25 protein-coding genes are annotated in these 25,528 nt (G+C 60.4%); 3 read left to right on the top strand and 22 right to left on the bottom strand.

Features of this window, described 5'->3' with window-relative positions:
- Positions 1-5 precede the first annotated feature (5 nt).
- Positions 6-1,364, top strand: a complete 1,359-nt coding sequence (locus tag MOQ06_RS14880; RefSeq protein WP_242173748.1) for an esterase-like activity of phytase family protein — start codon at positions 6-8, stop codon at positions 1,362-1,364.
- Positions 1,365-1,442: 78 nt separating this feature from the next.
- On the opposite strand, the gene yjiA is transcribed toward MOQ06_RS14880, so the two are convergent.
- From yjiA to hpaG, 13 genes are all read right to left on the bottom strand, one after another.
- Positions 1,443-2,396 (bottom strand): GTPase, encoded by a 954-nt coding sequence (gene yjiA / locus MOQ06_RS14875; protein WP_242173746.1) that lies wholly within the window; start codon positions 2,394-2,396, stop codon positions 1,443-1,445.
- 10 nt (positions 2,397-2,406) lie between these two features.
- Complete coding sequence (locus MOQ06_RS14870; protein ID WP_003856610.1) at positions 2,407-2,610, bottom strand: YbdD/YjiX family protein; 204 nt, start codon at positions 2,608-2,610, stop codon at positions 2,407-2,409.
- Positions 2,611-2,724: 114 nt separating this feature from the next.
- On the bottom strand, positions 2,725-4,878 hold the full coding sequence (locus MOQ06_RS14865) for a carbon starvation CstA family protein (protein ID WP_148422049.1): 2,154 nt from the start codon (positions 4,876-4,878) through the stop codon (positions 2,725-2,727).
- 283 nt (positions 4,879-5,161) lie between these two features.
- Positions 5,162-5,671 (bottom strand): 4-hydroxyphenylacetate 3-monooxygenase reductase subunit, encoded by a 510-nt coding sequence (locus MOQ06_RS14860; protein WP_148422047.1) that lies wholly within the window; start codon positions 5,669-5,671, stop codon positions 5,162-5,164.
- Positions 5,672-5,688: 17 nt separating this feature from the next.
- On the bottom strand, positions 5,689-7,251 hold the full coding sequence (gene hpaB / locus MOQ06_RS14855; RefSeq protein WP_148422045.1) for a 4-hydroxyphenylacetate 3-monooxygenase, oxygenase component: 1,563 nt from the start codon (positions 7,249-7,251) through the stop codon (positions 5,689-5,691).
- Between the two features lie 184 nt (positions 7,252-7,435).
- Positions 7,436-8,362 (bottom strand): 4-hydroxyphenylacetate catabolism regulatory protein HpaA, encoded by a 927-nt coding sequence (hpaA, locus tag MOQ06_RS14850; RefSeq protein ID WP_193354793.1) that lies wholly within the window; start codon positions 8,360-8,362, stop codon positions 7,436-7,438.
- Positions 8,334-9,677 carry a 4-hydroxyphenylacetate permease gene (gene hpaX, locus MOQ06_RS14845; protein WP_242173744.1) on the bottom strand — a complete coding sequence of 448 codons (1,344 nt, stop codon included), beginning with the start codon at positions 9,675-9,677 and terminating at the stop codon, positions 8,334-8,336. Before hpaX ends, hpaA begins: the two co-directional genes overlap by 29 nt.
- Positions 9,678-9,698: 21 nt before the next feature.
- The gene (gene hpaI / locus MOQ06_RS14840) at positions 9,699-10,493 is read right to left on the bottom strand and encodes a 4-hydroxy-2-oxoheptanedioate aldolase (protein WP_242173741.1); all 795 of its coding nucleotides are present in this window, start codon (positions 10,491-10,493) and stop codon (positions 9,699-9,701) included.
- 9 nt (positions 10,494-10,502) lie between these two features.
- Positions 10,503-11,306: a 2-oxo-hept-4-ene-1,7-dioate hydratase gene (gene hpaH / locus MOQ06_RS14835; protein WP_148422040.1), complete on the bottom strand. Its 804-nt coding sequence runs from the start codon at positions 11,304-11,306 to the stop codon at positions 10,503-10,505.
- A gap of 122 nt (positions 11,307-11,428) precedes the next feature.
- Positions 11,429-11,809, bottom strand: coding sequence for a 5-carboxymethyl-2-hydroxymuconate Delta-isomerase (locus MOQ06_RS14830; RefSeq protein ID WP_176608786.1), 381 nt, complete (start codon positions 11,807-11,809; stop codon positions 11,429-11,431).
- A 9-nt stretch (positions 11,810-11,818) separates the two neighbouring features.
- Positions 11,819-12,670 (bottom strand): 3,4-dihydroxyphenylacetate 2,3-dioxygenase, encoded by an 852-nt coding sequence (gene hpaD, locus MOQ06_RS14825; protein WP_176608785.1) that lies wholly within the window; start codon positions 12,668-12,670, stop codon positions 11,819-11,821.
- Between the two features lie 2 nt (positions 12,671-12,672).
- Positions 12,673-14,139 carry a 5-carboxymethyl-2-hydroxymuconate semialdehyde dehydrogenase gene (gene hpaE, locus MOQ06_RS14820; RefSeq protein WP_242173739.1) on the bottom strand — a complete coding sequence of 489 codons (1,467 nt, stop codon included), beginning with the start codon at positions 14,137-14,139 and terminating at the stop codon, positions 12,673-12,675.
- Positions 14,136-15,413: a 4-hydroxyphenylacetate degradation bifunctional isomerase/decarboxylase gene (hpaG, locus tag MOQ06_RS14815; RefSeq protein ID WP_242173736.1), complete on the bottom strand. Its 1,278-nt coding sequence runs from the start codon at positions 15,411-15,413 to the stop codon at positions 14,136-14,138. The genes hpaE and hpaG overlap by 4 nt, the downstream gene beginning before the upstream one ends.
- Positions 15,414-15,681: 268 nt before the next feature.
- Here hpaG and hpaR point away from each other — a divergent pair, with 268 nt between their 5' ends.
- Positions 15,682-16,122 carry a homoprotocatechuate degradation operon regulator HpaR gene (gene hpaR, locus MOQ06_RS14810; protein ID WP_148422030.1) on the top strand — a complete coding sequence of 147 codons (441 nt, stop codon included), beginning with the start codon at positions 15,682-15,684 and terminating at the stop codon, positions 16,120-16,122.
- Positions 16,123-16,206: 84 nt separating this feature from the next.
- On the top strand, positions 16,207-17,871 hold the full coding sequence (gene tsr, locus MOQ06_RS14805; RefSeq protein ID WP_242173734.1) for a methyl-accepting chemotaxis protein: 1,665 nt from the start codon (positions 16,207-16,209) through the stop codon (positions 17,869-17,871).
- Positions 17,872-17,964: 93 nt separating this feature from the next.
- Here the strand turns inward: tsr and MOQ06_RS14800 are convergent, their stop codons facing one another.
- The 9 genes from MOQ06_RS14800 to MOQ06_RS14760 all read right to left on the bottom strand — a co-directional run bounded on the left by MOQ06_RS14800 (position 17,965) and on the right by MOQ06_RS14760 (position 25,492).
- A complete protein-coding gene (locus MOQ06_RS14800) occupies positions 17,965-18,471 on the bottom strand; it encodes a GNAT family N-acetyltransferase (protein ID WP_242173732.1) in 507 nt (168 codons plus the stop codon).
- 29 nt (positions 18,472-18,500) lie between these two features.
- Positions 18,501-18,974 carry a hypothetical protein gene (locus MOQ06_RS14795; RefSeq protein WP_148422025.1) on the bottom strand — a complete coding sequence of 158 codons (474 nt, stop codon included), beginning with the start codon at positions 18,972-18,974 and terminating at the stop codon, positions 18,501-18,503.
- 1 nt (position 18,975) lies between these two features.
- A complete protein-coding gene (locus MOQ06_RS14790) occupies positions 18,976-19,716 on the bottom strand; it encodes a winged helix-turn-helix domain-containing protein (RefSeq protein WP_242173731.1) in 741 nt (246 codons plus the stop codon).
- Between the two features lie 130 nt (positions 19,717-19,846).
- Positions 19,847-20,803 (bottom strand): spore coat U domain-containing protein, encoded by a 957-nt coding sequence (locus tag MOQ06_RS14785; protein WP_242173729.1) that lies wholly within the window; start codon positions 20,801-20,803, stop codon positions 19,847-19,849.
- Positions 20,794-23,085, bottom strand: a complete 2,292-nt coding sequence (locus MOQ06_RS14780) for a fimbria/pilus outer membrane usher protein (protein ID WP_242173727.1) — start codon at positions 23,083-23,085, stop codon at positions 20,794-20,796. The genes MOQ06_RS14785 and MOQ06_RS14780 overlap by 10 nt, the downstream gene beginning before the upstream one ends.
- Entirely contained in the window at positions 23,006-23,782 is a 777-nt protein-coding gene (locus tag MOQ06_RS14775) for a molecular chaperone (protein ID WP_242173724.1), read from the bottom strand. The genes MOQ06_RS14780 and MOQ06_RS14775 overlap by 80 nt, the downstream gene beginning before the upstream one ends.
- A 2-nt stretch (positions 23,783-23,784) precedes the next feature.
- Positions 23,785-24,282, bottom strand: coding sequence for a spore coat protein U domain-containing protein (locus MOQ06_RS14770; protein WP_148422018.1), 498 nt, complete (start codon positions 24,280-24,282; stop codon positions 23,785-23,787).
- A 32-nt stretch (positions 24,283-24,314) separates the two neighbouring features.
- Positions 24,315-24,857: a LuxR C-terminal-related transcriptional regulator gene (locus MOQ06_RS14765; RefSeq protein ID WP_242173722.1), complete on the bottom strand. Its 543-nt coding sequence runs from the start codon at positions 24,855-24,857 to the stop codon at positions 24,315-24,317.
- A complete protein-coding gene (locus tag MOQ06_RS14760; RefSeq protein ID WP_242173721.1) occupies positions 24,854-25,492 on the bottom strand; it encodes an EAL domain-containing protein in 639 nt (212 codons plus the stop codon). Before MOQ06_RS14760 ends, MOQ06_RS14765 begins: the two co-directional genes overlap by 4 nt.
- Positions 25,493-25,528 lie beyond the last annotated feature (36 nt).

Below are 25,528 nucleotides of genomic sequence, written 5' to 3'. Positions count from 1 at the left end.
ACAATATGAAAAGAAAAATCATTTCTGTGCTTATCGGCTGTGCGCTCTCTTTCTCTGGCCTGGCGGCACAGCCAACCGCTGAGCGCTACGTCGTCAGCTTTCCCGACGGCTCGCACGTAAAATACAGCGGTGCGTTTGCCGGCGCGTTTCCGCACGGGCTTCCGGTGGGGATTGGCTCAGGCTTGCTGTTCACCGGCAGGCAGGGCGATACCCTGACCTTCGCGACCGTCACCGATCGCGGTCCCAATGCGGATTCGCCAAAGGTGGGGAAAAACGACGCCAAGATCTTCGTGACGCCGGATTTCGCCCCGATGCTGATGACGATTCGCGTGCAAAACGGCAAAGCGGAGGCCGTGGATGCGCGCCCGCTGCATGATGATAAAGGCGAGATTAACGGCCTGCCGCTGGAAAACGGCGTGATTGGCTCGACCAATGAAGTGGCGTTCAGCGACGCTTTAAAGGTGCTCAAGGGCGACAACCGCGGGCTGGATACGGAAGGCATCACGCCGGACGGGAAGGGCGGTTACTGGCTGTGCGACGAGTACGGCCCGTTCCTGATCAACGTTGACAGCAAGGGGAAAATTCTGGCGATCCACGGCCCGCAGGCGGCAGAAGGGGAGAAATCCATTGCGGGCGGTTTGCCCAACGTTATCAAATGGCGTCAGGCCAACCGGGGCTTTGAAGGGCTAACCCGGATGCCGGACGGGCGTATTATCGCCGCCGTGCAGAGCACGCTGGATATCGACGGTAAGAGCAAAAAGCAGGCGCTGTTTACGCGTCTGGTGAGCTTCGATCCGGCGACCGGCAAAACCGCGATGTACGGCTACCCCGTCGACAGTGAAGTTTACGGTAAGAACAGCGACGCCAAAATTGGCGACATCGTGGCGCTGGATGACCACTCTGTCCTGCTGATTGAACAGGGCGAAGATAAAAACGACGCGATGCGCAACCTCATCTACAGGGTCGATTTGCGCAATGCGAGCGACCTGACGGCGTTCGACAGGCCGGGCGAGTACCCGGAGTTTGATGACGCGAAAACGCTGGCGCAGCGCGGCATTACGCTTGCTAAAAAAACGCAGGTGGTCGACCTGCGCGCGCTGGGCTGGCAGCAGGAAAAGGCCGAAGGGCTGGCGCTGATTGACGGTAAAACGCTGGCGGTGGCGAACGATAACGACTTTGGCGTGAAGGTGGCGATGCAAAACCCGGTGGAGGGCAAAAAGCTTAAGGATTATCGGGTGAACGCGCAGGGTGCACTGACGCTGGATGATAAACCGGTGGAAACCACGCTCAGCGTGAAGCCGCTGAAGAAACCGGAATCAGACAGCGAGCTGTGGATTGTGACGCTGCCGCAGGCGTTGAAATAAGTTTATCTCTTACCCCTCACCCTAACCCTCTCCCAAAGGGAGAGGGGATTGTTCGGAGCGCGTAGTTAAACGGAGAGGTTATTTCTTCAGCCCCGCAAACGCCGCCCGAATTTCTTCTTCCGGCAGCTGGATTCCGATAAACACCATCACGCTGTGCGGCGTTTCCTCGCCCCACGGGCGGTCCCAGTCGGCGCTGTAGAGGCGCTGCACGCCCTGGAACAGCAGGCGGTTTGGTTCGCCGTCGATCCACAGCATGCCCTTATAGCGCAGCAGCTTATCCGCAAACGACAGCAGCAGGTTCTCCATCACGCGGGAGACTTCGCCGATATCTACCGGATAGTCCAGCTCCACCACGATCGACGCCACGTCGTTTTGCTTGTCAGACATAAAGTGGAAGCGCGGTTTCGCGGTGATATTCTCTTCCAGCATAAAGCCGTTAGTGTTGAACAGCCTGGACAGGTCGATATCGCCGTGCGTCACGGTGTAAATCGGCGCGCGGGAGTTAATGCGCGTCAGGCGCTCGCGCAGCTTAACGCTGTCGCCCGCCACGTCGGTTTTGGTCAGCAGGATGCGGTCGGCGTAGCCCACCTGGGACTGGGCGATGGTGAACTGGTTCATCTGCTCGTCGGCGTGGACCGCATCGACCAGGGCGATGACGCCGTCCAGCAGGTAGCGCTGGCAAAGAATATCGTGGGAGAAAAAGGTCTGAACGATCGGGCCAGGGTCGGCCATGCCGGTGCACTCGATCACCAGACGGTCAAAGTCGATTTCACCGCGATCGCGGCTGTCGAGCAGGTCCAGCAGGGCGTTTTCCAGCTCGCTGGAGCGGGTGCAGCAGATGCAGCCGTTGGTCAGGGTTTTGATCTGGGTGGCGCGATCGCCAATCAGCTGGTCGTCAACGGAGACTTCGCCGAACTCGTTTTCAATGACGGCGATTTTAAAGCCGTGCTGCTTGTTCAGAATGTGGCGCAGCAGGGTGGTTTTACCGGCGCCGAGAAAACCGGTCAGCAGGGTAACGGCAATCGGGGTCATGGTCTCTCCTTTAGCAGCAGCGGACGCCGCCTTCTCCACTTCCGCCGTAGCGCGCTTCCTGACGCTCGCGGAAGAATTCGGTGTAGGTCATGTACGGCTTATCCGGATGGTTGGTCTTCATATGCTCAACGTAGTTGTCATAGTCCGGAATGCCAATCAGCATTTTCGCCGCCTGACCGAGGTATTTTTTTGCTTCGCCTAAGTTACCAAACATTGTGGATTCCAGACAGGAAAAGCCCCTCACCCTAACCCTCTCCCCATAGGGGAGAGGGAACTTTTACACCCTCTCCCCTATGGGGAGAGGGCTGGGGTGAGGGGTATTAGTAGATTAATGGTGGGAAGAGGTCTTCACGCCGCCTTCCGGCACCGGCACGTACGGGGTCTCTTTATCCGTACGACCATCAGCGTTACGCACCTTCATCCAGGTTTTGATGCCGTAGAAGATGATGCTGTACACCACTACCAGGAACAGAATGCTCAGGCCCGCGTTGGTGTAGTTGTTCACCACGATATGGTTCATGTTGGCAACCTGCTGCGCGGTCAGATCCGCGCCGCCTGCGGCGATCTTCTCCTTGTACTGGTTAGCCATGTAGAAGAAGCCTTCCAGCTGCGGGTTGCTGCTGAACAGCTTCAGACCCAGCGCCCAGGTGGTGCAGAGCAGCAACCACAGCGCAGGCACCACGGTGACCCAGATGTATTTGGTGCGCTTCATCTTCACCAGCACAACGGTACCGAGCACCAGCGCCACTGCCGCCAGCATCTGGTTAGAGATGCCGAACAGCGGCCACAGGCTCTTAACGCCGCCGAGCGGGTCAACAACGCCCTGATACAGCAGGTAGCCCCACAGGCCGACGCAGCCCGCCGTACCGAGAACGCCCGCCACCAGAGAGTCGGTTTTCTTCAGGAACGGCACGAAGTTACCCAGCAGGTCCTGCAGCATGAAGCGGCCCGCGCGGGTACCGGCATCCAGCGCGGTGAGGATGAACAGCGCTTCGAACAGAATACCGAAGTGGTACCAGAAGCCCATGTCCGCCCACGGCAGCACTTTATGGAACACGTGAGCGATACCCACCGCCAGCGTCGGTGCACCACCTGCGCGGTTCAGCACGGACGGTTCGCCGATGTCTTTCGCGGTCTGCATGATCTGCTCAGGCGAGATCACAAAGCCCCAGGAGCTGACGGTCGCCGCCGCGTGTACGCTGGCCTCTTTCAGCTGGGCCATAATCATTGCGGTATTTTCGCCGCCCATTTCATGCAGGTTTGGCATGGTGATGCCCAGACCCGCCGGCGGCGTGTTCATCGCGAAGTACAGGCCTGGCTCGATAATAGATGCCGCAACCAGCGCCATGATCGCCACGAAGGACTCCATCAGCATCGCGCCGTAACCGATGAAGCGCGCGTCGGTTTCGTTGGCCATCAGCTTCGGCGTGGTGCCGGAGGCGATCAGCGCGTGGAAGCCAGACACGGCGCCGCAGGCGATAGTAATAAACAGGAACGGGAACAGGGCGCCTTTCCACAGCGGGCCGGTGCCGTCAATGTACTGGGTCACCGCCGGCATTTTCAGCTCCGGGTTGATGATCACAATACCGATTGCCAGCCCGACGATTACGCCGATTTTCAGGAAGGTCGCCAGGTAGTCGCGCGGTGCCAGAATCAGCCACACCGGCAGAAGGGCAGAGATGAACGCGTAACCGATCAGCGCGAAGGTGATGGTGGTGTCCTTAAAGGTCAGCGCCGGGCCCCAGTACGGGTCGTGCGCAATCACGCCGCCGAAGTAGATAGAGGCGACCAGCAGCACGATACCGATAACCGACACCTCGCCCACGCGGCCAGGGCGCAGGAAGCGCATGTAGATGCCCATGAACAGCGCAATCGGTACGGTAGAGCAGACGGTAAAGACGCCCCACGGGCTTTCGGCCAGCGCTTTCACCACGATTAACGCCAGCACCGCCAGGATGATGATCATAATCAGGAAGCAGCCAAACAGGGCGATAGTGCCCGGCACGCGGCCCATCTCTTCTTTGATCATCTCACCCAGCGACGAGCCGTTACGGCGCGAGGAGATAAACAGCACCATAAAGTCCTGCACCGCCCCCGCCAGCACCACGCCCGCCAGCAGCCAGAGCGTACCCGGCAGGTAGCCCATCTGCGCGGCCAGCACCGGGCCGACCAGCGGACCAGCGCCTGCAATGGCGGCAAAGTGGTGGCCAAACAGCACGTAGCGGTTGGTTGGCACGTAGTTCAGGCCGTCATTGTTAATGACCGCCGGGGTGGCACGCGTCGGGTCGAGCTTCATGACCTTCTGCGCGATGTATAAGCTGTAGTAGCGATAAGCCACAAGGTAGACGGAAACCGACGCGACCACGATCCACAGGGCGCTTACGTGCTCGCCCCGGCGTAATGCGACAACCGCCAGACAGAAAGCGCCGAGGATCCCGAGTAAGGCCCAGGGCACGTGCTTCAGTAGTTTTTTAGTATCCATAGTAAGACCTGGTTTTTTATGTAAAGAAAAAAGGGTCAGGGTTCGTTGTGAGGAGGTATTGATTAATGCTGGAGCGATCGTGCCAGATCCTCGCGCGCGTAAAGGACGGTAAATGGGTGAGTGGTTGAAAGCGATGCGTGAGCGGTCAAAAGCGAGGGCGAGTGGTCAGGGCTCACCCTCAGTGGAGGGAAATATGTGATTGAGATCACTAAGAATAATCCAGCGCTGACGGGCGTGGCCGCCCACACCCGCGCGGAACCTCAGCGTTTTTTGCGCAACGGCATTACACCGCGGCTTCCATCTCCAGCATCACCGGATGGAAACGGCGCCTGAAGTAGATCAGGCCGTGCCCCTCGCCGCTGAGGATGATGTTCTTAATTTCAACGAGGTAAACCAGATGGGTGCCGATAGTTTGCACCTGGGCTATCTCCCCTTCCAGGCTTGCCAGCGCCCCTTTCAGTACCGGCTGCGCCAGCGGGCCTTTCTGCCAGCAGGAGAGGGCAAAGCGCTCCTCCATTGCCATGCCCGTCATCCCGGCAAAGTGGCGGGCCATGATCTCCTGCTCGTGGTTCAGCACGTTAACGCACAGCTTGCCGTTGCCCTGAAAGACCGGATTCATGGCGCTGCTGGCGTTGATGCACACCATCAGCGACGGCGGCGTGTCCGTAACGGAACAGACGGCGGTGGCGGTAATGCCGCAGCGACCGGCCTCACCCTCGGTGGTAATGACGTTGACCGCCGCCGACAGGCTGGCCATCGCGTCGCGAAAACGCAGGCGTTCTTCTGATTGCATTGAAACCTCCCGCTGCGTTATTTCAGCAGCTTATCCAGCATGTTGATATCGGTGTTGTTGTGCAGGTGCGGTACGGTCCAGCCGTGCTGGTCGTACTCGGACATGCAGCGGTCGACCATCGCCATCATCTTGTCCATGTTGCCCGAGCTCTGCGCCTGGCGCAGGCACTGAAGGCGAATTTCGTCCTGGCTCCCGGAGTAGTTGATTTCGTACAGCTCGTGACGGCCGCCAAACTCGCTGCCGATGGCATCCCACATCAGCTTCAAAATCTTGATGCGCTCGACGTGATCCATGCCGTTGGAGCCGCGCACGTATTTCGCCAGGTACTGGTCGATCTGCGGGTTGTTCAGATCCCGCGCGCTGGACGGCAGGTAGATCAGCCCGGAGGTGACGTTGCGTTCGATGATGTTCTTAATCTTCGCGTAGGCCATTGGCGCCATCACGCGGTAGGTCTGCAGCGCCGCGTGATCGGGCAGGTACGCGCCGTTAACCCACGGCGTGGCTTCGGAGCACATGGAGTCGCTCAGCGCCCAGAACATGTTGCGCCAGGCGACCACTTCGCCCAGATCCGCCTGCACGCCGCGGAACTCGAGGGTGCCGGTACACTCCAGCGATTTTTTCAGCAGGGCGGTGATAAAGTCGAGCTTCACCGCCAGACGCACGCAGGCCTGAAGCGGGTACATGCGGGCGAAGCCGCCTTCCATCGTCCAGCGGCGGCAGCGGTCGAAATCACGGTAGATCAGCACGTTTTCCCATGGGATCAGCACGTGATCCATCACCAGGATCGCGTCGTTCTCGTCGAAGCGGCTGGAGAGCGGGTAGTCGTACGGGGAGCCGGTGGCGCCTGCCACCATCTCGTAAGAGGCGCGGGAGATCAGCTTCACGCCCTCGGCGTCCATTGGCGCGACGAACATCAGCGCGAAGTCCGGGTTTTCACCCATCACCTGCGCGGAGCCGAAGCCGATCATGTTGTAGTGGGTCAGCGCGGAGTTGGTGGCCACCACTTTTGCGCCGCTGACGATAATCCCGGCATCGGTCTCTTTCTCGAGCTTGATGTAAACGTCTTTCACCTCGTCCGCCGGCTTGTGGCGGTCGATAGGCGGGTTGACGATGGCGTGGTTAAAGTACAGGCCGGTTTCCTGAATGCGGGTGTACCAGCTGCGGGCGTTCTGCTCGAACTGGCCGTAGAAGGCCGGGTTAGCGCCGAGCGCGCAGCCGAACGCGGCTTTATAGTCCGGCGTGCGGCCCATCCAGCCGTAGCTCAGGCGCGACCACTCGGCGATGGCGTCGCGCTGCTGGCGCAGGTCGTCGGCGCTTTTCGCCACGCGGAAGAACTTATGGGTATAGCCGCCGCTGCCGGTGTCGGTGCCCCAGCAGAGCGTATCCTGCATGTCCGGCTTGTGCAGGGCGTCGTACATCTGCGCGATGGACGCCGCCGCGTTGCGGAATGCCGGATGGGTAGTTACGTCTTTGACGCGCTCGCCGTAGATATAAATCTCGCGACCGTCCTGCAGGCTTTTTAAATACTCTTCGCCGGTTAACGGACGTTTGGCATCGGCGCGGAACTCTTCAGGCTTCATAGGGACCTCGTATCGGAAGATGGTTGTTAAATTTATGTTTTGTTTTTGTTGTTTAATTGAAGCGTGAGAAGGGCGGACCGTGAAGGGACGATTGGGACAACGGCGGGTACTTTTCGGGTGGTGAGGGGATTTGTGATCGTTGTCCCCTCACCCTAACCCTCTCCCCAAAGGGGAGAGGGAACAATTACACCCTCTCCCCCTTGGGGAGAGGGCCGGGGTGAGGGGAAACCGGTACTTTCTGCGCCCGATACGCGCTTGGCGAGCACCCGGTCAGGCGATTGAAAAAACGGGCGAAATAGGCCGGATCCTTAAACCCCAGCTGCCAGGCAATTTCGCTGACCGCGCTGTCGGAAAACAGCAGCAGGCGCCTGGCCTCCCGCAGCTGGCGGTCGAAAATCAGCCGTTTTGGTGAGCGGTTGGCGAAGCGGCGGCAGATGTCCGTCAGCCGAGATTCGGTCAGGTGCAGTTCGCTGGCGTATTCCGGCACCGTCCAGTGCAGGTGATAGTGGGTATCAATGAGCTGGTTAAAGCGCTGGAACAGCTTCAGCTCGCCGCGCATTCCGCCTGACGCGTGGTCGTCGAGCTTCGCGTTGCGCAGCAGCAGGGTAAACACCGCCTGCGCCAGCAGGACCAGCGTGTGCTCGCGCCCCGGCAGCTGGGAGGTTGATTCCCGCGCGATCAGCTGCCAGTAGTGCCTGAGCGCCGCCAGCTCGTCAGGCTTGTCGGCCATCGAGAGGCAAATCCCCGGCAGGCCGAACGCTTCCCGCGTGCCGGGGTAGAGCACCTCCAGCAGCGGCCAGATCAGATCTTCCTGCACCGTCAGAACGTGGCCGTCGCTGTCGGATTCGGTGATAAACGCGTGCGGCACCGACGGCGGCGTGAGGACGAACAGCGGCGCCTGCACCGAGTAGCGGTGATCGTCGAGCTGGAGCTCAATCTGCCCGGTATCGAGAAAGTGCATCTGGAAGTACTGGTCGTGACGATGCGCCTGCATGTCGCGGCCAAAAAAGGCCGCCATGCGGGCGAACGACTGATAGTGCACATCGTCGGTGCCCAGACTTTCGTCGTACTCCTTGCTGATATCAATGTTGGCGATGGGGCTCTGGCACATGATTGTTCCTCTGTTGATCCCGCTGCGTCATCGGGATGCGCGTCAGCACCAGCGCGCCCACCAGCAGCAGCCCGGCCACGAACCACAGCCCTGAACTGAAGCTGCCGGTCGCGTCGCGCAGGATCCCAATCAGCAACGGGCTGACGGCGGAACCCACGTTACCGATGGCGTTGATCACCGCCAGGGCTACCGCGCGTGACTGCAGGCTGATAACCCGATCCGGCGTGGTCCAGAATATCGCCATGGCGGTAAACGATCCGGTTGAGGCCATGATGATGCCAAGCAGCTGGATCAGGCTGTGATCGGTCGCCGAGGCCAGCATCCAGCCTGCCGCCGCAAACAGGTACGGCAGGATGGTGTGCTTTTTTCGCTCTTTCAGCCTGTCGGAGCGGCGGCTCCACCAGATCATCCCGAGGATGGTGCAAAACTGCGGGATCGCCGCCAGCAGGCCGATGGTGATATTGCTGCTGCCGGTGTTGAAGCTTTGCAGGATCTGCGGCGTCCAGATGTTGATGGCGCTTAACGTGTTGGTCAGGCAGAAGTAGGCCAGGGTGTAGAGCAGCACGGCGGGCGTCAGTACCTCGCGAAGCGTCGAGCGCGGTGTGGCGGCGTGCGCAATCGCCATTTCCTGCTCGCGGGCGATCATCGTTTTCAGCGCCTGCTTTTCGTCATCATCCAGCCAGGTAGCCTGATCCGGCGTGTCGTTGAGGTAGAACCAGGTCACCACGCCGAGCACTACCGACGGCAGTCCTTCCAGCAGAAACAGCCACTGCCAGCCCTTCAGGTTCCACAGCCCGTCCATCGCCAGGATGTACCCGGAGAGGATCGAGCCGAGCATCATGGTCACCGGCATGGCGATCATAAACAGCGCGTTGGCGCGGGCGCGGTGATACGCGGGGAACCACCAGGTGAGGTAGACCAGGATCCCCGGCAGGAAACCGGCTTCGGCAATGCCCACCAGCATACGCAGCACGTAAAGCGTTTCCGGGCTGGTGGCGAACATGGTACAGGTGGAGGCGATGCCCCACACCACCATGATCCCGGCGATCCAGCGGCGCGCGCCGATCTTCGCCAGCATGATGTTGCTCGGGATCCCGCACAGCACGTAGGTGACGTAAAAGAGCGTCGCGGCCAGGCCAAACATGGTCGAGGTGAGGCCCAGATCCTTGCCCATCGTCAGCCCGGCAAAGCCGATGTTGATGCGGTCGAGAAACGAAAAAACAAACAGGATAAAGAGAAACACGATTAAACGACGGAACAGCTTATTTATAACGCGATGTTCAACAGCTTTGTTTTGCAGGGTTGAGGTCGTCATGTTGCGCTCCACATCGTACGTTTAGTAGACGGATTTATTGTTATCAACAGCTGTGGTGACGTCGGTAAAGCGGGCTGCCAGCGCTTCCGCGCCGCGGGCGAGCAGGGTGGTATCCACGCCGACCGCAACGAACAGCGCGCCGAGTTCGAGATAGCGTTTGGCCAGCAGCTCGTTGGCCATCAGGATCCCGGGCGCTTTCCCTGCGCCGAGGATCTGCGCGATCGCCTGTTCAATGGCCGCCTGCACTTCCGGGTGCTGCGGATTACCGGCATAGCCCATGTCGGCGCTCAGATCCGCCGGGCCGATAAACACCCCGTCGACGCCGTCCACGTCCAGGATCTGCGGCAGGTTTTTCAGCGCCTCGCGGGTTTCGATTTGCACCAGCACGCACATGGCGTCGTTGGCCTGATGCAGATAGTCAGGGATGCGGTTCCAGCGCGAGGCCCGCGCCAGGGCGCTGCCGACGCCGCGAATGCCCGCGGGCGGATAGCGCGTGGAACATACCGCCAGACGGGCCTCCTCAGCGTTTTGCACCATCGGCACCAGCAGGGTTTGCGCCCCCACGTCCAGCAGCTGTTTGATCTGCACCGGATCGTTCCACGACGGGCGCACCACCGGCTGGCTCGGATAAGGGGCAATGGCCTGCAGCTGGGTTAAGACGGTCTGCACGCTGTTCGGCGCGTGCTCGCCGTCAATCAGCAGCCAGTCGAAGCCTGCTCCGGCCAGCAGCTCGGCGCTGTAGCTGCTGGTCAGCCCCAGCCATAAGCCGATTTGCGGGCGGCCTGCCTGCAGCGCCGCTTTGAATGCGTTTTGCATGGTCCTCTCCTAAACAAAGCGGCAGCTGATGGAGCCCATATTGCCGTAGTCCACGTGGAAGGTGTCGCCTCTGCTGGCGGGCACCGGGCGGGTAAAGGAGCCGCCGAGGATGATCTGCCCCGGCTCAAGCTGCACGTCGTACGGCGCAAGCTTGTTCGCCAGCCACGCCACGCCGTTGGCCGGATGGTTGAGCACCCCCGCGGCGACGCCGGTCTCTTCGATCACGCCGTTGCGGTAGAGCAGGGCGGAGATCCAGCGCAGATCCAGCTCGTCGGGCTTAATCGGGCGGCCGCCGAGGATCACCCCCGCGTTGGCGGCGTTATCGGAGATGGTGTCGAACACCTTGCGCGGGCGCCGGGTTTCCGGGTCGACGTTGTGGCAGCGGGCGTCGATCAGCTCCAGCGCGGGAATGACGTAATCCGTGGCGTTGTAGACGTCGAAGATGGTGCAGTTCGGGCCGCGCAGCGGCTTGGCCAGCACGAACGCCAGCTCCACCTCGATGCGCGGAACGATAAAGCGATCGACGGGGATGTCGCTGCCGTCGTGGAAGAACATGTCGTCCAGCAGCGCGCCGTAGTCCGGCTCGCTAATCTGCGAGCTGGCCTGCATCGCTTTCGAGGTGAGGCCGATCTTGTGGCCCTTCAGCACGCGGCCTTCGGCGATCTTCAGGCTCACCCATTCGCGCTGAACGGCGTAGGCGTCTTCAATCGTGATCTCCGGGTACTCCAGCGAGATCGCGCGGATCTGCTCCCGGGACTGCTCCGCCTGATGCAGGCGGTGGGCGATCAGGGTATGGGTGTGTTTATCGAGCATGGCGATATCCTGTTTTATGTTTGTTTTCTCCCTCTCACCGTGGGAGAGGGACGGGGTGAGGGCATCGGGCCGCAGAGGTATCCCCTCACCCTAACCCTCTCCCAAAGGGAGAGGGGACGGTGTTACGTAAACAGCGCGTGCACGTTGTTTTGTTTGTAATTGAGCGTCGGGTGCAGTTCGTCGAGCTCAAACGACAGCGCCAGATAGCGGGCGGCCATGAGGTCGGCAAAATGCGCTTTGATCAGCGTAAACAGCATTTCACCCACCGCTTGCCGGCTCTCAAGGCTGCGCCCGGAACCAATCTTTAGCGTCATATGCACAAAGGCGTAATCGTGCCTGCCGTCGGCCATCTGCCAGGTATCCAGCCAGTGGGCGCGGCTGCGGATACCGCCGATGGGGAAAATGCCGGTGGCGGCCAGCGCCTCGTTCACTTTGGCGAACAGCCCCGGCAGGTCGGCCTGCTCGCGGATGTTGTCGGTACATTCGGCTATAAAGTGCGGCATGGCGGCTCCTTATGCGGGCAGCGGGAAAACGGCGTTGACCTGGCCGGTGCCGGAGCTGGCGAACAGCTCGGTGAGGAACTCCACCTTGCCGTCGTAGTTGTCCCAGCCGAGCATGCCCAGCAGCATCACCGTGTCGTGCATGTTGCCCTCGCCGTAGCAGTAGTCGGCGTACTCCGGCAGCATGCTGCAAAACTCCTTAAACTGGCCCTCGCGCCACAGCTTCACTACCCGCTCGTCCATCTGGCGGTCGAACTCGCGGGTGTAGCTGTTCATTCCTTCTTCCGCCCGCTGGTCGTCGATAAAGCGGTGCGACAGCGAGCCGCTGGCGAGCACCGCCACGGTGCCGTCATATTTTTTGATGGCGCTGACGATGGCCTCGCCCAGCCTGCGGCTGTCGGCGAAGTCGTGAACCGTGCAGAACGCCGAGATGGAGACCACCCTGAAGTGCTTATCCGCGTTCATGTAGCGCATCGGCACCAGCGTGCCGTACTCCAGCTTGAGGCTCGGAATGTTGTGCGCTTTGGCGCGCACGCCAAGCTTTACCGCCTCGTCGGCGATCAGCTGGCCGAGCTCCGGGTTGCCGTCGTAGTCGTAGGCCATGTCGCGGATAAAGTGCGGCAGCTCGTTGCTGGTATAGACGCCTGAAAAATGGTCCGCACAGTTGATGTGATAGGCGCTGTTCACCAGCCAGTGGGTGTCGAACACGATGATGGTGTCCACGCCCAGCTCGCGGCAGCGCTTGCTAATTTCCTTATGCCCGTCGATGGCCGACTGGCGGCAGCCGTGGTTTTTTCCCGGCAGTTCAGAAAGATACATCGACGGTACGTGGGTAATTTTCGCCGCTAACGCTAACTTGCCCATTGTCAGATCCCCCATTTTGGAATCGGATGGTCGCCCATGGAGATGCAGACGTTCTTCATCTCCGCGAAGACTTCAAAGCTGTACTCGCCGCCTTCGCGCCCGGTGCCGGAGGCCTTCACGCCGCCGAACGGCTGGCGCAGGTCGCGCACGTTCTGGGTATTCACGAACACCATGCCCGCTTCGATGCTGCGCGCCAGGCGCAGCACCTTGCTGACGTCCTGGGTCCAGATGTACGACGCCAGGCCGTACTCCACGTCGTTGGCGAGGCGCAGGCCTTCCGCTTCGTCCTTAAACGGCAGCAGGCAGGCCACCGGCCCGAAGATCTCCTCCTGCGCCACGCGCATGCGGTTGTCGACGTCCGCCAGCACGGTTGGTCGCAGGAAGTTACCCCCCTTCAGGTGCGCGGGCAGATCGGTCGGCTTGTCCGGGCCGCCCGCCAGCAGGGTCGCGCCCTCCTCAATGCCGAGGCGGATATAGCCGGAGACTTTCTCCCAGTGTGGCTTGCTAATCAGCGCGCCAATCTGGGTGTTGGGATCGGTCGGATCGCCCACGCGCAGGCGGCTGGCGCGCTCGGCGAAGCGCTTCACGAATTCCGGGTAGATGCTCTGCTGGATGAAGATGCGCGAGCCCGCGGTGCAGCGCTCGCCGTTGATGGAGAAGATGGTGAACAGGGCGGCGTCCAGCGCGCGCTCGATGTCCGCATCCTCAAAAATCAGCACCGGGGATTTGCCGCCCAGCTCCATGGAGTATTTCTTCAGCCCGGCGTTTTTCATGATGTTGCGCCCGGTGGCGGTGCCCCCGGTGAAGGAGACGGCCCGCACGTCGTGATGGCGCACCAGCGCATCGCCAGCCGTCGCGCCGTAGCCCTGAACCACGTTCAGCACCCCCGCCGGAATGCCCGCCTCCAGCGCCAGCTCGCCCAGACGGTCGGCGGTCAGCGGGGAGAGTTCAGACATCTTCAGCACCGCGGTATTGCCCAGCGCGAGGCAGGGGGCGACCTTCCAGGTGGCGGTCATAAACGGCACGTTCCACGGCGACACCAGCGCGCAGACGCCCACCGGCTGCACGAGGGTGTAGTTAAGCATCTTGTCGTCGACCGGGTAGGTTTTGCCGTTCATCTGCTGGCACACCTCGGCGAAGAACTCGAAGTTGTGCGAGGCGCGGGGGATCAGCACGTTTTTGGTCTGGTGGATCGGCAGGCCGGTATCGGCGGTTTCCATCGCGGCAATATCCGGCACGTTCTGGTCAATCAGATCGCCCAGGCGACGCATCAGGCGCGCGCGCTCCTTCATCGGCAGGTTGGCCCATTTCGGGAACGCCGCTTTGGCGGCGGCGACGGCCTGATGAACCTCGGCTTCACCGCCGGAGGCCACTTCCGCTAATACCTCGCCGGAGGCCGGGTTAGTGGTGTGGAAGTACTCGCTTCCGGCGACGTTTTTACCGTTGATCCAGTGGTTAATCTTTTTCATTTTGTTGTCTCCTCGCTGACAATGCGGTTCATCAGGCGGCCCACGCCCTCCACTTCCACCACCACCTCATCGCCCGGTACCACGTTGGACAGCCCCTTCGGCGTGCCGGTGGCAATCATGTCGCCCGGCTGCAGGGTCATAAAATCGCTCAGGTACGCAATCAGGTACGGGATGCTGAAAATGAGATCTGCGGTGGTGCCTTCCTGACGCAGCTCGCCGTTGACGAAGGTGCGCAGGGTGAGGCTGTGCGGGTCGGGGATCGCCGCTTTCGGCACGATGTTGGGGGAAATGGGCGTCAGCCCGTCGCGGCTTTTTACCCGCAGGTTCGGGCGGTAGTAGTTTTCCAGGTAGTCGCGGATGGCGTAGTCGTTGCAGACCGTATAGCCCGCAACATAGTCCATCGCCTCGGCTTCGCTGACCTTGCGCGCGGTTTTGCCGATGACCACCACCAGCTCCGCTTCGTAATGCATGTATTCAACGCCGTTCGGGCGCACCGAGGTCTGGCTGTCGCCGTTGAAGGTGTTCGGCGCTTTGATAAACACCAGCGGCTCGGTCGGCGGCCTGAAGTCCAGCTCGCTGGCGTGATCGGCATAGTTCAGGCCGAGGGCAAACAGCGTGGGATGCGGGGGCGCGCTTTGCGCGAGGGCGACGTCGCGTTCATCAACCACCGGGTTTTCCAGCGGCGGGAAACCTTCTGCCAGAATGCGTACCCGATCGCCCGGGCGGATCTCAACGCGGTTTTGCGGGGTGCCGAGCAATATCGCATCCCCGGGGTTCAGGGTGGCAAACTCGCTCAGGGCGCTCAGCAGTTCGGCGGCGCCGCGGTGCAGATCGGCGGTGCTCCAGCGATCCGCTTCGCGGCCGTTGATTTCGGTGACGATGGTCAGGTTATCGACGTTGCCGACGGCAGCCAGCTCGCCAGTCGGGCAAAACCCGTCCCGACATTTGGCCTTGATGGCCGGGCGGTAGAAGCTCTCTTCCGGCAGGCTCACCTCGTTGGCCAGCGCATATCCCGCGATGTACGCTGCGGCATCCTCCACCCGTACCCTGCTGGCGGTTTTACCCACCACCAGCGCGACCGTCGCGCCGCTTAGCACCGTTTCGCCCTGCGGGAAGGGGATCGGTTCGCCTGCGCGGATCGCGGTGTTGTGCGGCTTGATAAACCATACCGCCGTTTGTGGCGGCGCGTTGTAGGGGGCTTTTTCAAAGGCGTCAGCCCAGGCTTCTCGCTGGCTTCGGTGGTTTAGCGCCACGGCAAAAACGGTACCTTTCATTGACATACTCCTCTGGCCGGATGACCGGTTTGGATTTCATTAATATGTTAATGATCTGGTTTTATGCTTTTGCTGTTCGTTTCGCAATCAGAAGTGAATAATTTGTGATATGAATAACAATAAATTTACATATAAGGGTTAAAAGCTATTAAAATTAACGTGTTAAAAAAATAGCGCTGATTCTGTTAGACTTTTTGAGTTAAAACGTGTTGTTTATAAAAACGTCTTTTTTGGATTGTTTACTTGTTAATGATATGAGAGGAAGGCTATGCATGATTCATTAACCATCGCGCTGCTGCAGGCGCGGGAAGCGGCGATGGGCTACTTCCGCCCGATTGTGAAGCGGCATAACCTGACCGAGCAGCAGTGGCGTATTGTGCGCGTGCTGGCCGAGCATCCCTCCATGGATTTTCACGACCTGGCCTTTCGCACCTGCATTTTGCGCCCAAGCCTGACCGGCATTCTGACGCGCATGGAGCGCGACGGCCTGGTGCTGCGCTTAAAGCCGGTGAACGACCAGCGCAAGCTGTACGTGTCGCTCACCAGAGAGGGTAACGCGCTGTACCAGCGTGCTCAGGCACAGGTGGAAGAGGCGTACCAGCAGATTGAGGCGGAGTATACGCCGGAGAAGATGAAGCAGCTGACGGCGCTGCTGGAGGAGTTTATTGAACTCGGAAACCGGCATATTGCCGCGCGGGACGAAGAGTAAAAACCCTAAATTCCAGGATGATTTTCGTAAAGTTTTCCCTTACCAGGCCGAAAATTCTGTTATCTGTCTGAGGAAAACGAAAACATGTTAAACCGTATCAAGATTGTCACCAGCTTAATGCTGGTTTTAGCGATATTTGGCCTTTTACAACTCACGTCCGGTGGTCTTTTCTTCAATGCCCTGAAGCACGACAAAGAGAATTTCACCATCCTGCAAACCATTCGCCAGCAGCAGTCCACCCTGAACGGCAGCTGGGTGGCGCTGCTGCAAACCCGTAATACCCTGAACCGCGCGGGTATCCGCTACATGATGGATCAGAACAATATCGGCAGCGGCTCAACCGTCGCCGAGCTGATGCAGATTGCCTCCGCGTCTCTGAAGCAGGCGGAAAAAAACTGGGCGGATTACGAAGCGCTGCCGCGCGACCCGCGCCAGAGCGACGCTGCGGCGCTTGAAATTAAACGTAACTACGATATCTACCACGGCGCGCTGGCTGAGCTGATCCAGCTGCTGGGTGCCGGCAAAATCAACGAGTTCTTCGACCAGCCGACCCAGAGCTATCAGGATGGCTTTGAGAAGCAGTACGTCAGCTATCTGCAGCAGAACGACGCGCTGTATCAGACTGCGGTTGAAGACAGCAACAGCTCTTATCACCAGGCTATCTGGGTGCTGATTAGCGTACTGATTGCGGTGCTGGTGGTGATTGTAGCCGTCTGGCTCGGCATTCGTCAGGCGCTCATCTCTCCGATGACCCGTCTGATCGACAGCATTCGCCATATCGCCAGCGGCGACCTGGTGAAGCGCATCGACGTGGAAGGCACCAACGAGATGGGTGAGCTGGCCGACTCCCTGCGCCACATGCAGGGCGAGCTGGTCCGCACCGTGGGCGACGTGCGTAACGGCGCGAACGCCATTTACAGCGGCGCGAGCGAAATCTCGATGGGCAATAACGATCTCTCTTCCCGTACCGAGCAGCAGGCGGCGTCGCTGGAAGAGACCGCAGCCAGCATGGAGCAGCTGACCGCGACCGTGAAGCAAAACGCCGAGAACGCCCGTCAGGCGAGCAACCTGGCGCTGAGCGCATCCGAAACCGCGCAGAAAGGCGGGAAGGTGGTGGATAACGTGGTGCAAACCATGCGCGATATCGCCGGCAGCTCGCAGAAAATCGCCGATATTATCAGCGTGATCGACGGCATTGCCTTCCAGACCAACATCCTGGCGCTGAACGCGGCGGTAGAAGCGGCGCGTGCGGGCGAGCAGGGCCGCGGCTTTGCGGTTGTTGCGGGTGAAGTGCGTAACCTGGCGCAGCGCAGCGCCCAGGCCGCCCGTGAAATCAAGAGCCTGATTGAAGACTCCGTGGGCCGTGTCGAAGTGGGTTCTACGCTGGTGGAAAGCGCCGGTGAAACCATGGGTGAAATCGTGAACGCGGTCACCCGCGTGACGGACATTATGGGCGAGATTGCCTCTGCGTCTGACGAGCAGAGCCGCGGTATCGACCAGGTCGGCCTGGCGGTGGCGGAGATGGATCGCGTGACCCAGCAGAACGCCTCGCTGGTAGAGGAGTCTGCTGCAGCGGCAGCGGCGCTGGAAGAGCAGGCGAGCCGTCTGACGCAGGCCGTGGCGGTGTTCCGCATTCAGCAGGAGCAGCAGAAAGCGCGCGAGTTCGCTTCCGCGAAAAGCGTTGCGGCACCGGTAGCGGCGCGTAAACCGGCGACCGCGGACGCGGGCGATAACTGGGAAACGTTCTGACGCCGCGCGTTTCGCCGGGTAACGGCTGTGCCTGACCCGGCCAGCGGTTCGAGTGTGCTCCAGGCCCGGTAAGCGCAGCGCTACCGGGCGATATTAGAGAGGCAGGCGCATGGCGCAGCGGTCGTTTGACGCTAACCCGTGCGCGGTCTCTTCTTCCCTTTTCCGGCGCAGCTCCGGCGTCAGCGTCGTCACCCTTTCAAAGCCCAGCCGGGCATAAAATGGCGCATTCCACGGTACCTCGCAAAAGGTTGTTAGCGTCAGCGAACGCAGGCCGAGGCTGCGGGCATGCGCGGCGGCGCGGGCGATGAGCTGGCGTCCAGCCCCTTTTCCCTGCCAGTCCAGATCGACCGAGAGTTCCTCAATAAACAGCGACGTTGGATGGGCTTCTGCGAGGATAAAGCCCACGGGACGATCGTCTGCCAGCGCCAGCCAGCTTAGTCCGCGCGCGATGTAACCGAGGTGCACTTCAACGGAAATAACGTCGCCTTCGGCCAGCCAGGCCAGCGCCGGATAGTCGCGAAAACGCCGGCCCGCCGCGCGCTCGATGGCGGGCAGGGCGGCAACGTCGTTGACAAAAGTGGGGCGAATGCGAATGTTCATGGCTGGAAGTATAGCCTGAGCGGCCGACGCTACACTGAGCAGATCAGCACGGGCGAATAAAAATTGCTAATGACCAGCGCGCCCTGGGGCGTGCGCTCTATCGTCAGGAGCCTTTTTTTCCCCAGCGTCAGGCCGGCGACATACTTTTCAAATACTCCCGGCGGCATGGCGTCATGGCTAAAGCGCTCCACTTTTTGAATGACGATTTCATACAGTTCTCCCTCCACCTGGCGCCACTTAAACATCTCCTGACGAGACACTTCCCAGCTCTGGGGGGCGTTCTCAACGTTACCGTTTAGCGTAATGTAGCCCGTTTTATCGGGTTGAAAACGCATAATAACCTCGCCGTCAAACGTGAAGGCATGGCTGTCACGTTTGTCGGAGAACGTCAGGTTTCCATCGCAGGCCACCGAGAGCGGAGGCGTGTAAAAGTACCACGCCAGCGCGGAGCCCAGAAGCAACAGGTTGAGTACCAGTATTAGCCAAACTTTTTTCTGTCTCATATCACCACTCGTAATAGAAAAGCGTCCGGCAGGCGCTGGCTTTACCCCGGGCAAGGGAGCATTGGGATAGCACCAGCCGCCCTTCGTGACCGTAGAACAGCGTTCTCTGAATGTGCATGTAGAAGATTGAATTTTTCAGGCACGGCAAATGACCGTCTCGCTGAAGGGTTTGCGCCAGCGCAACCGCCCTCCCGTGAAACACATCTGCCAGCGGCGTAAAGGTGTAGACCGGACACGCGCCAATATGGGTGAGCAAATGGATTTCGCTCTGCGGGGCTTCTGGCTTGACGGCCGTTATCCAGACGCACAGCGCGACGATAGCGAGCGTGAGCGCGCCGCAGAACAGCAGTTCAGGCCGAATGCGCCAGGCGGGTTTCGCCGTTTCGGCCGCCGGGGCCTCCTCTTCCAGCGCCGTTACCGTGACGTCCGCGCAGAGCATAAAGCCCGTTTTAGGCACCGTAACGATAAACAGCACGTCGGGAAGCAGGCTGGCCAGCATTTTGCGCAGGATGCTGATGTACTGGTTTAACGAGTTGTTGGATCCCTGAAGCCCGCGCTTATCCCAGACCTCACGGAGAAACGTTTCCCGTTCGATGACGTTACCATGATGCTTTACCAGCAGCTTCAGGATGGTATTGGCCGTACAGGTGAGGAGCTGCGCATCCTCTTCCGGCGCATTAACGGGAGTAACGGTACCGTCCTCGTCGTTGTAAACGAGGGCATCAGCGAGCAGGTATTTCATAATTTGTTGTAATGCAGACAGAGATAATTAATTAAAAAAGAGAAGGCATTACGCCTTCCTAAGCGGAACTGCTGGTTATTTTAGCGCCATTGTTACCGATAACATTGATCCAGACGGTTTTTTGTGTCGTTTAATAAGTCAGCGTAATTATCACGTCGTCAATAAACTCACCCGTACCGCTCAGGGGCTGGGCCGGTACTTCTCCGTAAACGGTGAAGTTCTGCGTGCCGCCGGCGGGGTTGGTGACCTGCAGCGCATCGCCGCTGCTTTGATCGCCCCAGCTTTGCGTGGCCGCGGCATCCTGCCAGAGCGTATAGCGCAGGCACTGGCCCTCATCGTTGCAAAGCTGCCGCCGATCGCCGCTGGCATGATTGCCTTTTCCCATGGCGAGCGTGAATGCGGTTCCGGCCGGACAGCGCGTGGTGAGGGTTGCCGTGGAGCGCGTCGGGCGCAGCGTGGCGGCGCTGGTTAAGGTGCCGAAGTTGAGCGGGGTGACGCGCTCTATGTAGCACCCTTCGCTGATTTCGGCCTGGGCATTGCTCCCGCCCTGCACCTGTTCCCCCTCCGCGGAGCCGTCTGCACAGCTTTGCAGGGCGTCCCGGCGGGTGGCGCTGTGCCAGGCGATGCGCAGATTCATGTTGTAGTTGTAATAGTGGGTCGCGGGGAGCTGGCTCTGCCCCGCCGGAAGGGTGGCGATAAGCGGAAAGCTGCCGCTGACGCTGGCATTGCTTTGCGCCATGATGGTCTGCTGGATGAGATTTCCGCTGCTGGCGGGACCCAGCTCCTGGGCACGCGCGATGCCGTTAAGCAGGCGAAACAGCAGGGTATATTGTTTACCGTCCCCGTCGCCCAGCGAGAGCATCTGAAAGGGCGGGGCGTCAATGCTGCTCAGGCAGACGTTGATATACTCTGACGTGCCGTAGTTGTCGGCCTGACAGCTAAATTTTACCTCGGTGCTGGTCGAGGCAGCGTTGCCCGCCACGACATTGCCAAAGTTGATGACGGCGGGCGAGGTTATCCAGCATGCCGCCGCCATCGCCTTCATGGAAAGCACGGGCAGCAGCAGTAACGACGCTTTTAATGACACGGCTGTTCTCCAATATTCATTACGGTTGACGCGGCGCGCGGGGCCGGAAGCGTGACCCGGCACTCACCCTCACCGGTTTTCACCACCAGCTCACCGGGCAGGGGCGGATCTTCAAGCCAGATAAACCCGTCGCGTCCCACGATGGTGGCGCCGTGCGGCGTTGACACGACGCTGCCCAGCGGCAGCGGCCGGCCGCGCGCGTCCACCAGCCGGGCCTGAACCGTCACGGCGTAATGGACGTTAAAATCGACTTTCACCGCGCTGCCGTTGCCCGGCCTGGCATACATGTCGGTGACGGGCGCGATCGCGTCGGGGGGCAGATCCAGCGGATCGATGGTGACTTTACTGTTGTGGTAGCGGGGCAGGTCGGTCAGCAGAAGGTACCCGCGCTCATCGGTTTCGCCTGCCCGGCGGTTTTCCAGCATCACCGGCACGTGGCCGATACCGCGCGTGGAGACCAGCGCCAGCCCCTGCTGGTTGTAGCGCAGCGCGTGCAGGCTGTGGTCCAGCAGCGTTACGCTGCCTTCGGCCGAGGCGTACTGGCTGCCTGTGTTAACGCCCTGCTCCAGCCCGGCGTGCCACTCTCCGGCGCGGCCAAGGTAGCCCACGTCTGCATACCTTTCCCGATTTTTGCCAAAGCCCTGTCCCAGCTGCCAGGACCAGCCGCCAGCCTGATTGTCTGGCTGATGGCGATAATCCATACGCGGGGACTCCCGGCTAGCCTGAGCGGAAAGCGTGTCATGATGGCCAAACGGAACGGAGAGCATAAGCTGAACGTTACTCGACGAGTCCGTAAACGAGCGCGTGTAGCTCAGCGTGCTGGAGAGATGGGCCGGCAGCGAGACGGTCCAGGAGGCGTTGAGGTAGCGCTGGGTATTGCCCTGGAAATGTTGTTGAACCCAGCCCGCACCCAGCGTACCGACGTGGGGAACGGCGTGGCTTACCCAGACGCTATCGCTGCGTCTGACGGGGACGGCACCGCTCATGCGAGCGTTATCGGCGAACGCGGCATCGGTACGAACGGTGCTGGCGGAAATGCCCGTCCCGTTACCGCTCCACTGCCAGCCAAGACCCCACTGCATTCCCTTACCGTAGGGGCTGTCGCTTAGGGCGATGTGCGGGCTGAGGATGCCCGTAGCCGGGGAGATCAGCCAGTCCGCGCCGGCGCCCACGTTACGCAGCTTTCGCTGCTGTTCCGTATGCAGCGCCATCGTCAGCTGGTTATTCACGCCATAACGCCAGCCGGCGTCGAGCATAGGCGAGGCGGCATAGTCATTGGAGCGCAGGGCGTAGTTTTGCCGCATCCAGCCGATATCCAGTGAGCCACTGCTCAGCCCTTCCGCCAGCATTCCCGGCGCGCCGTACAGATCGAGCTGGACGGTGCGCCGCTGGCCGTTGATGTCGGTAATGACCACCTGCGCCTGCCCGCTGCCGGTAAAAGAGGGCAGGGTATCCAGCAGAAAATCCCCCGGCGTTACGCGCTGGCTGCTCTGCTTAAGCCCATCGATGTAAAGATCGACCGTTGAGGGCAGGACGGCCGTGTCGCTGTAGCGGCTGCGCGGTTCGGTGTTGAGCTGGGGATTCAGCTCAAAATTACGTGCCCAGTGCAGTCCGCCAAAGCGTACCTGTCGGCTCCAGCGGGTGCCGGTAGTGATACTGTCCCCCAGCGCCAGGCTGGTGAGCGAGTCCGTGTTGTCCCGCTGCCAGCGGGTTTCAAGACGCGTGTGGGCGGGCCGTCCCGCGCTGTTTTCCTCTCCGGCATGGCTGGAAAAGCTGCTGCTGAAGGTGCCGGGCAGCATTCCGGAGGCGGTCAGCATGGTCTGGGCGTTAAGCTGTCGTTTCCCCTCTGACTCGCTGGCATAGAGCGCGTAGCCGAGCGTCAGCGCGCTGATGGGCTGTGCCTCAGGATAGCGGTACGGCGAGGGCGGCCTCCCGAAAGCCAGGTGCTGCTGCCCCGCGAGCGCCTTTGCTCCAGCGGTAATTGACACCTGCTGAGAAAGTAAATCGAGGCTGACCCTGAGATCCGGCAGGGACGTCAGTTCAATCCACTCGTTGTGGTTATCCGGGGCGCGAAGCCCCAGTTTTTGCATGTCGCTGCGGCTAATCCACAACGCGTCACCCGCTACCCGGCAGGCCCACAGCTCGCCACGCGGGGCGTGGTTCACGGTGATGGCCAGCCATTGCACGGTGTCAGCGGTGGATTCAGCCCGGGCTGACAGCATGAGCGGTAGCCAAAGCAGGAGCGCGAGCGGCAAGCGGGCGCAGAGGTATCTGGCTGGCATTGTGATCGTCATTGATGTAGGCGCGTAGCGCGCTGAGCGTATGGCGTGGAGCGTGCCTGAATGTCAGAAGCGTGGTCTGTCCCGGCAGTACGTAGCCCGCCAGGCCTTTAATCGAGGCCACAGCCTGCCCGCTGGCCGTCAGGGCCTGAAGGTGGCTAAGGCGAATATGGCTGTTTCCGGCGTTATAGCAGCGGATAGTCGCCGGGGTGTCCGCCTGTTCGCAGCTCAGGGCATCGCGGCTGACGGGCGCTGTCTGGTTTCCGGCAATGAAGACCGGAATTGAGTAGCGCAGCAGGAAATGCACCGCGTTGGGGCTGGCCGCGCGGGCCGCTGCATCCGGCAGCTCATCGATGACCAGCCGGTAGCTTTGCTCCTGTTCATTCAGGCCCGGGCGCATGACGATAATACGCACCAGCTGCTGCTGGCCCGGCGCCAGCGAGGTCATCGCCGGGCTGCTGACCACCTCCTCGGTGGCGGCCAGGACGTCTTTACCGTTTTTCTGGCTCCACTCGTACACCCGTATCTGCGCATGGATGGCCGATTTCCCGCTGTTAGTGAGGTAAACCGCCGTTGCTCTTTGCCCGCTCTGGAGATCGAGCGTTACAGGGGCGACCTGAAGCGTGGCGGCCAGCGCGTAGCGTGACAGCAGCGCCAGCATCATGAGCCAGATAATGAAGCAGGGAAGATAGCGTCGCACGATCAGTACACCAGGTTTAAGGTGATATCGTCGCTATAGGTGCCCGCCTGCGCGGCCGTCAGGGCGCCTGCATCAATAACACCGTACAGCGTCTCTTCCTGTTTCATGCCGTTGCCGGTATCGGTGAGCCCGTCAGTGCCGGTGATTTGCGTCTGTTTGCCCTCGTCAGCAAACAGTTTCCAGGCAATTTTCTGGGCGCCCGTTTCGCCGTTATCCGGCTTCAGCCAGAAGGTGCCGTTTTCGCTGCTATCGTTGCTGGTCGCGGAGAGCGTGAACGGCGTACCGTTGGTACAGACGATATCGACCTGGGTTTTGGCCTGTATTTCACTGGTTTCATCCGAACCGTGGCGCGAGAAGTTAAGGTCGTTGGCGTTGAGGGTGCAGGATTTAACCACCTCGAGCGAGACGTGCATCGTCGCGCTTGCGGTGCTGTCTGCTGCGATCGCAGCGGCAGGAAGCAGGAGAACCGAACAACATACAACAGTGGGGATAATTCTCATGATCTTATTTCCTAACGTGGTTAACGGTGCAATTACAGAGACGAGAGCTGAGCGTCCAGCAGGCAGAGTTTTCGATGGAATTCCGCCAGGTTCTGGCAGCAAAATTTGTTCATCGCGTTACGCTTGTGGGTGTAAATCGTTTTAGGTGACTTACCAAAGACCTGTGCGATACGAACCGGGCTGAATCCTTTGTGAAACAGCATGCAAACCCGCATCTCCTGATACGTGAGCGTGGCGAGGTTTTCGAAAGAGTATGTCGTGTCGCTAAAGCAGCGGCTCAGCTGAGCAAGCGTCAGATTGTCCGCCACCACTCTGGCGCGCTCGCCGCGCAGGAAAGCGTTAATCTCATCCACGCGGGCCGCATCGGTAAAGACCAGCCAGTCTGACCCGGCGCGGGTATTCAGGAGGTGCTCCTGCAGGTGCAGAAGCCCTTCGGGATTAACGTCGTTAATCCAGTAAATCTCGGGACGTGGGGCGACGGCGGTAGCGATAATCGACCTGAGCCCAAGGCATAAATACGCGTTTTCGCTCAGGATGATGACCCGAAAGCCCGCGTTGATAATGCAGGGCGTCATGAGTTGCCCCACAGGTAGCCCTGGCCGTAATCGGCCGCGCTGGCGCGGGCCAGCGCGAAATCACCCGCGGTTTCGATACCCTCTATCAACACCTTACTGGCGAGACGCTTGCACTGGCGGGTGAGGTGCAGAAACTTTTCCTGCTCGACGCGGCCGCTCCAGAAAGTATGCTTGTCAATTTTGACGCCGCAGAAGCGGATCTGGCTGGCAAGCAGAGCCGGAATGAGATCTTCGCAGACGTCGTCAGCCCACACTTCGATACCCCGCTGATGCAGCGTGGCGATGCATATCCGCAGGGCCCGGCTTTTGTCGTCATCAAGCTGTACGATGCGATGAAGATCGGTAACTTCGATAGCAAGCCTCTCCGGGCGGGGCGTTTCTTCTTTCAGCCTGTCGAGGAAGTCCGTTTCCAGCAGCAAATCCGATGTCGCGTTGAGATAATATTTTTTGCCTTCTTCGCGCAACATGGCATGACGAAGCTGCGCAAAGAAATGCGCTTTACGCTGCGTCGCGGGCATCGCGCAAAAGTAGTCTTCGAGATTGACGTGAGGCTTGGCCGTGGACAATACCTCCCACGCAATCACTATTTCACTGCGCAGCGCCCGGATGGATTCGAACTTATAGCCGGTTAGCATGATAAAAGTGCGTCACTCCCCGCGGTGTATTAAGGA

The organism is Enterobacter sp. I4, from assembly GCF_022669095.1.
Taxonomy (GTDB): domain Bacteria; phylum Pseudomonadota; class Gammaproteobacteria; order Enterobacterales; family Enterobacteriaceae; genus Enterobacter; species Enterobacter pasteurii.
The sequence above is the reverse complement of the archived record's forward strand: the minus strand, read 5'-3'. Positions and strand labels throughout refer to the sequence as shown.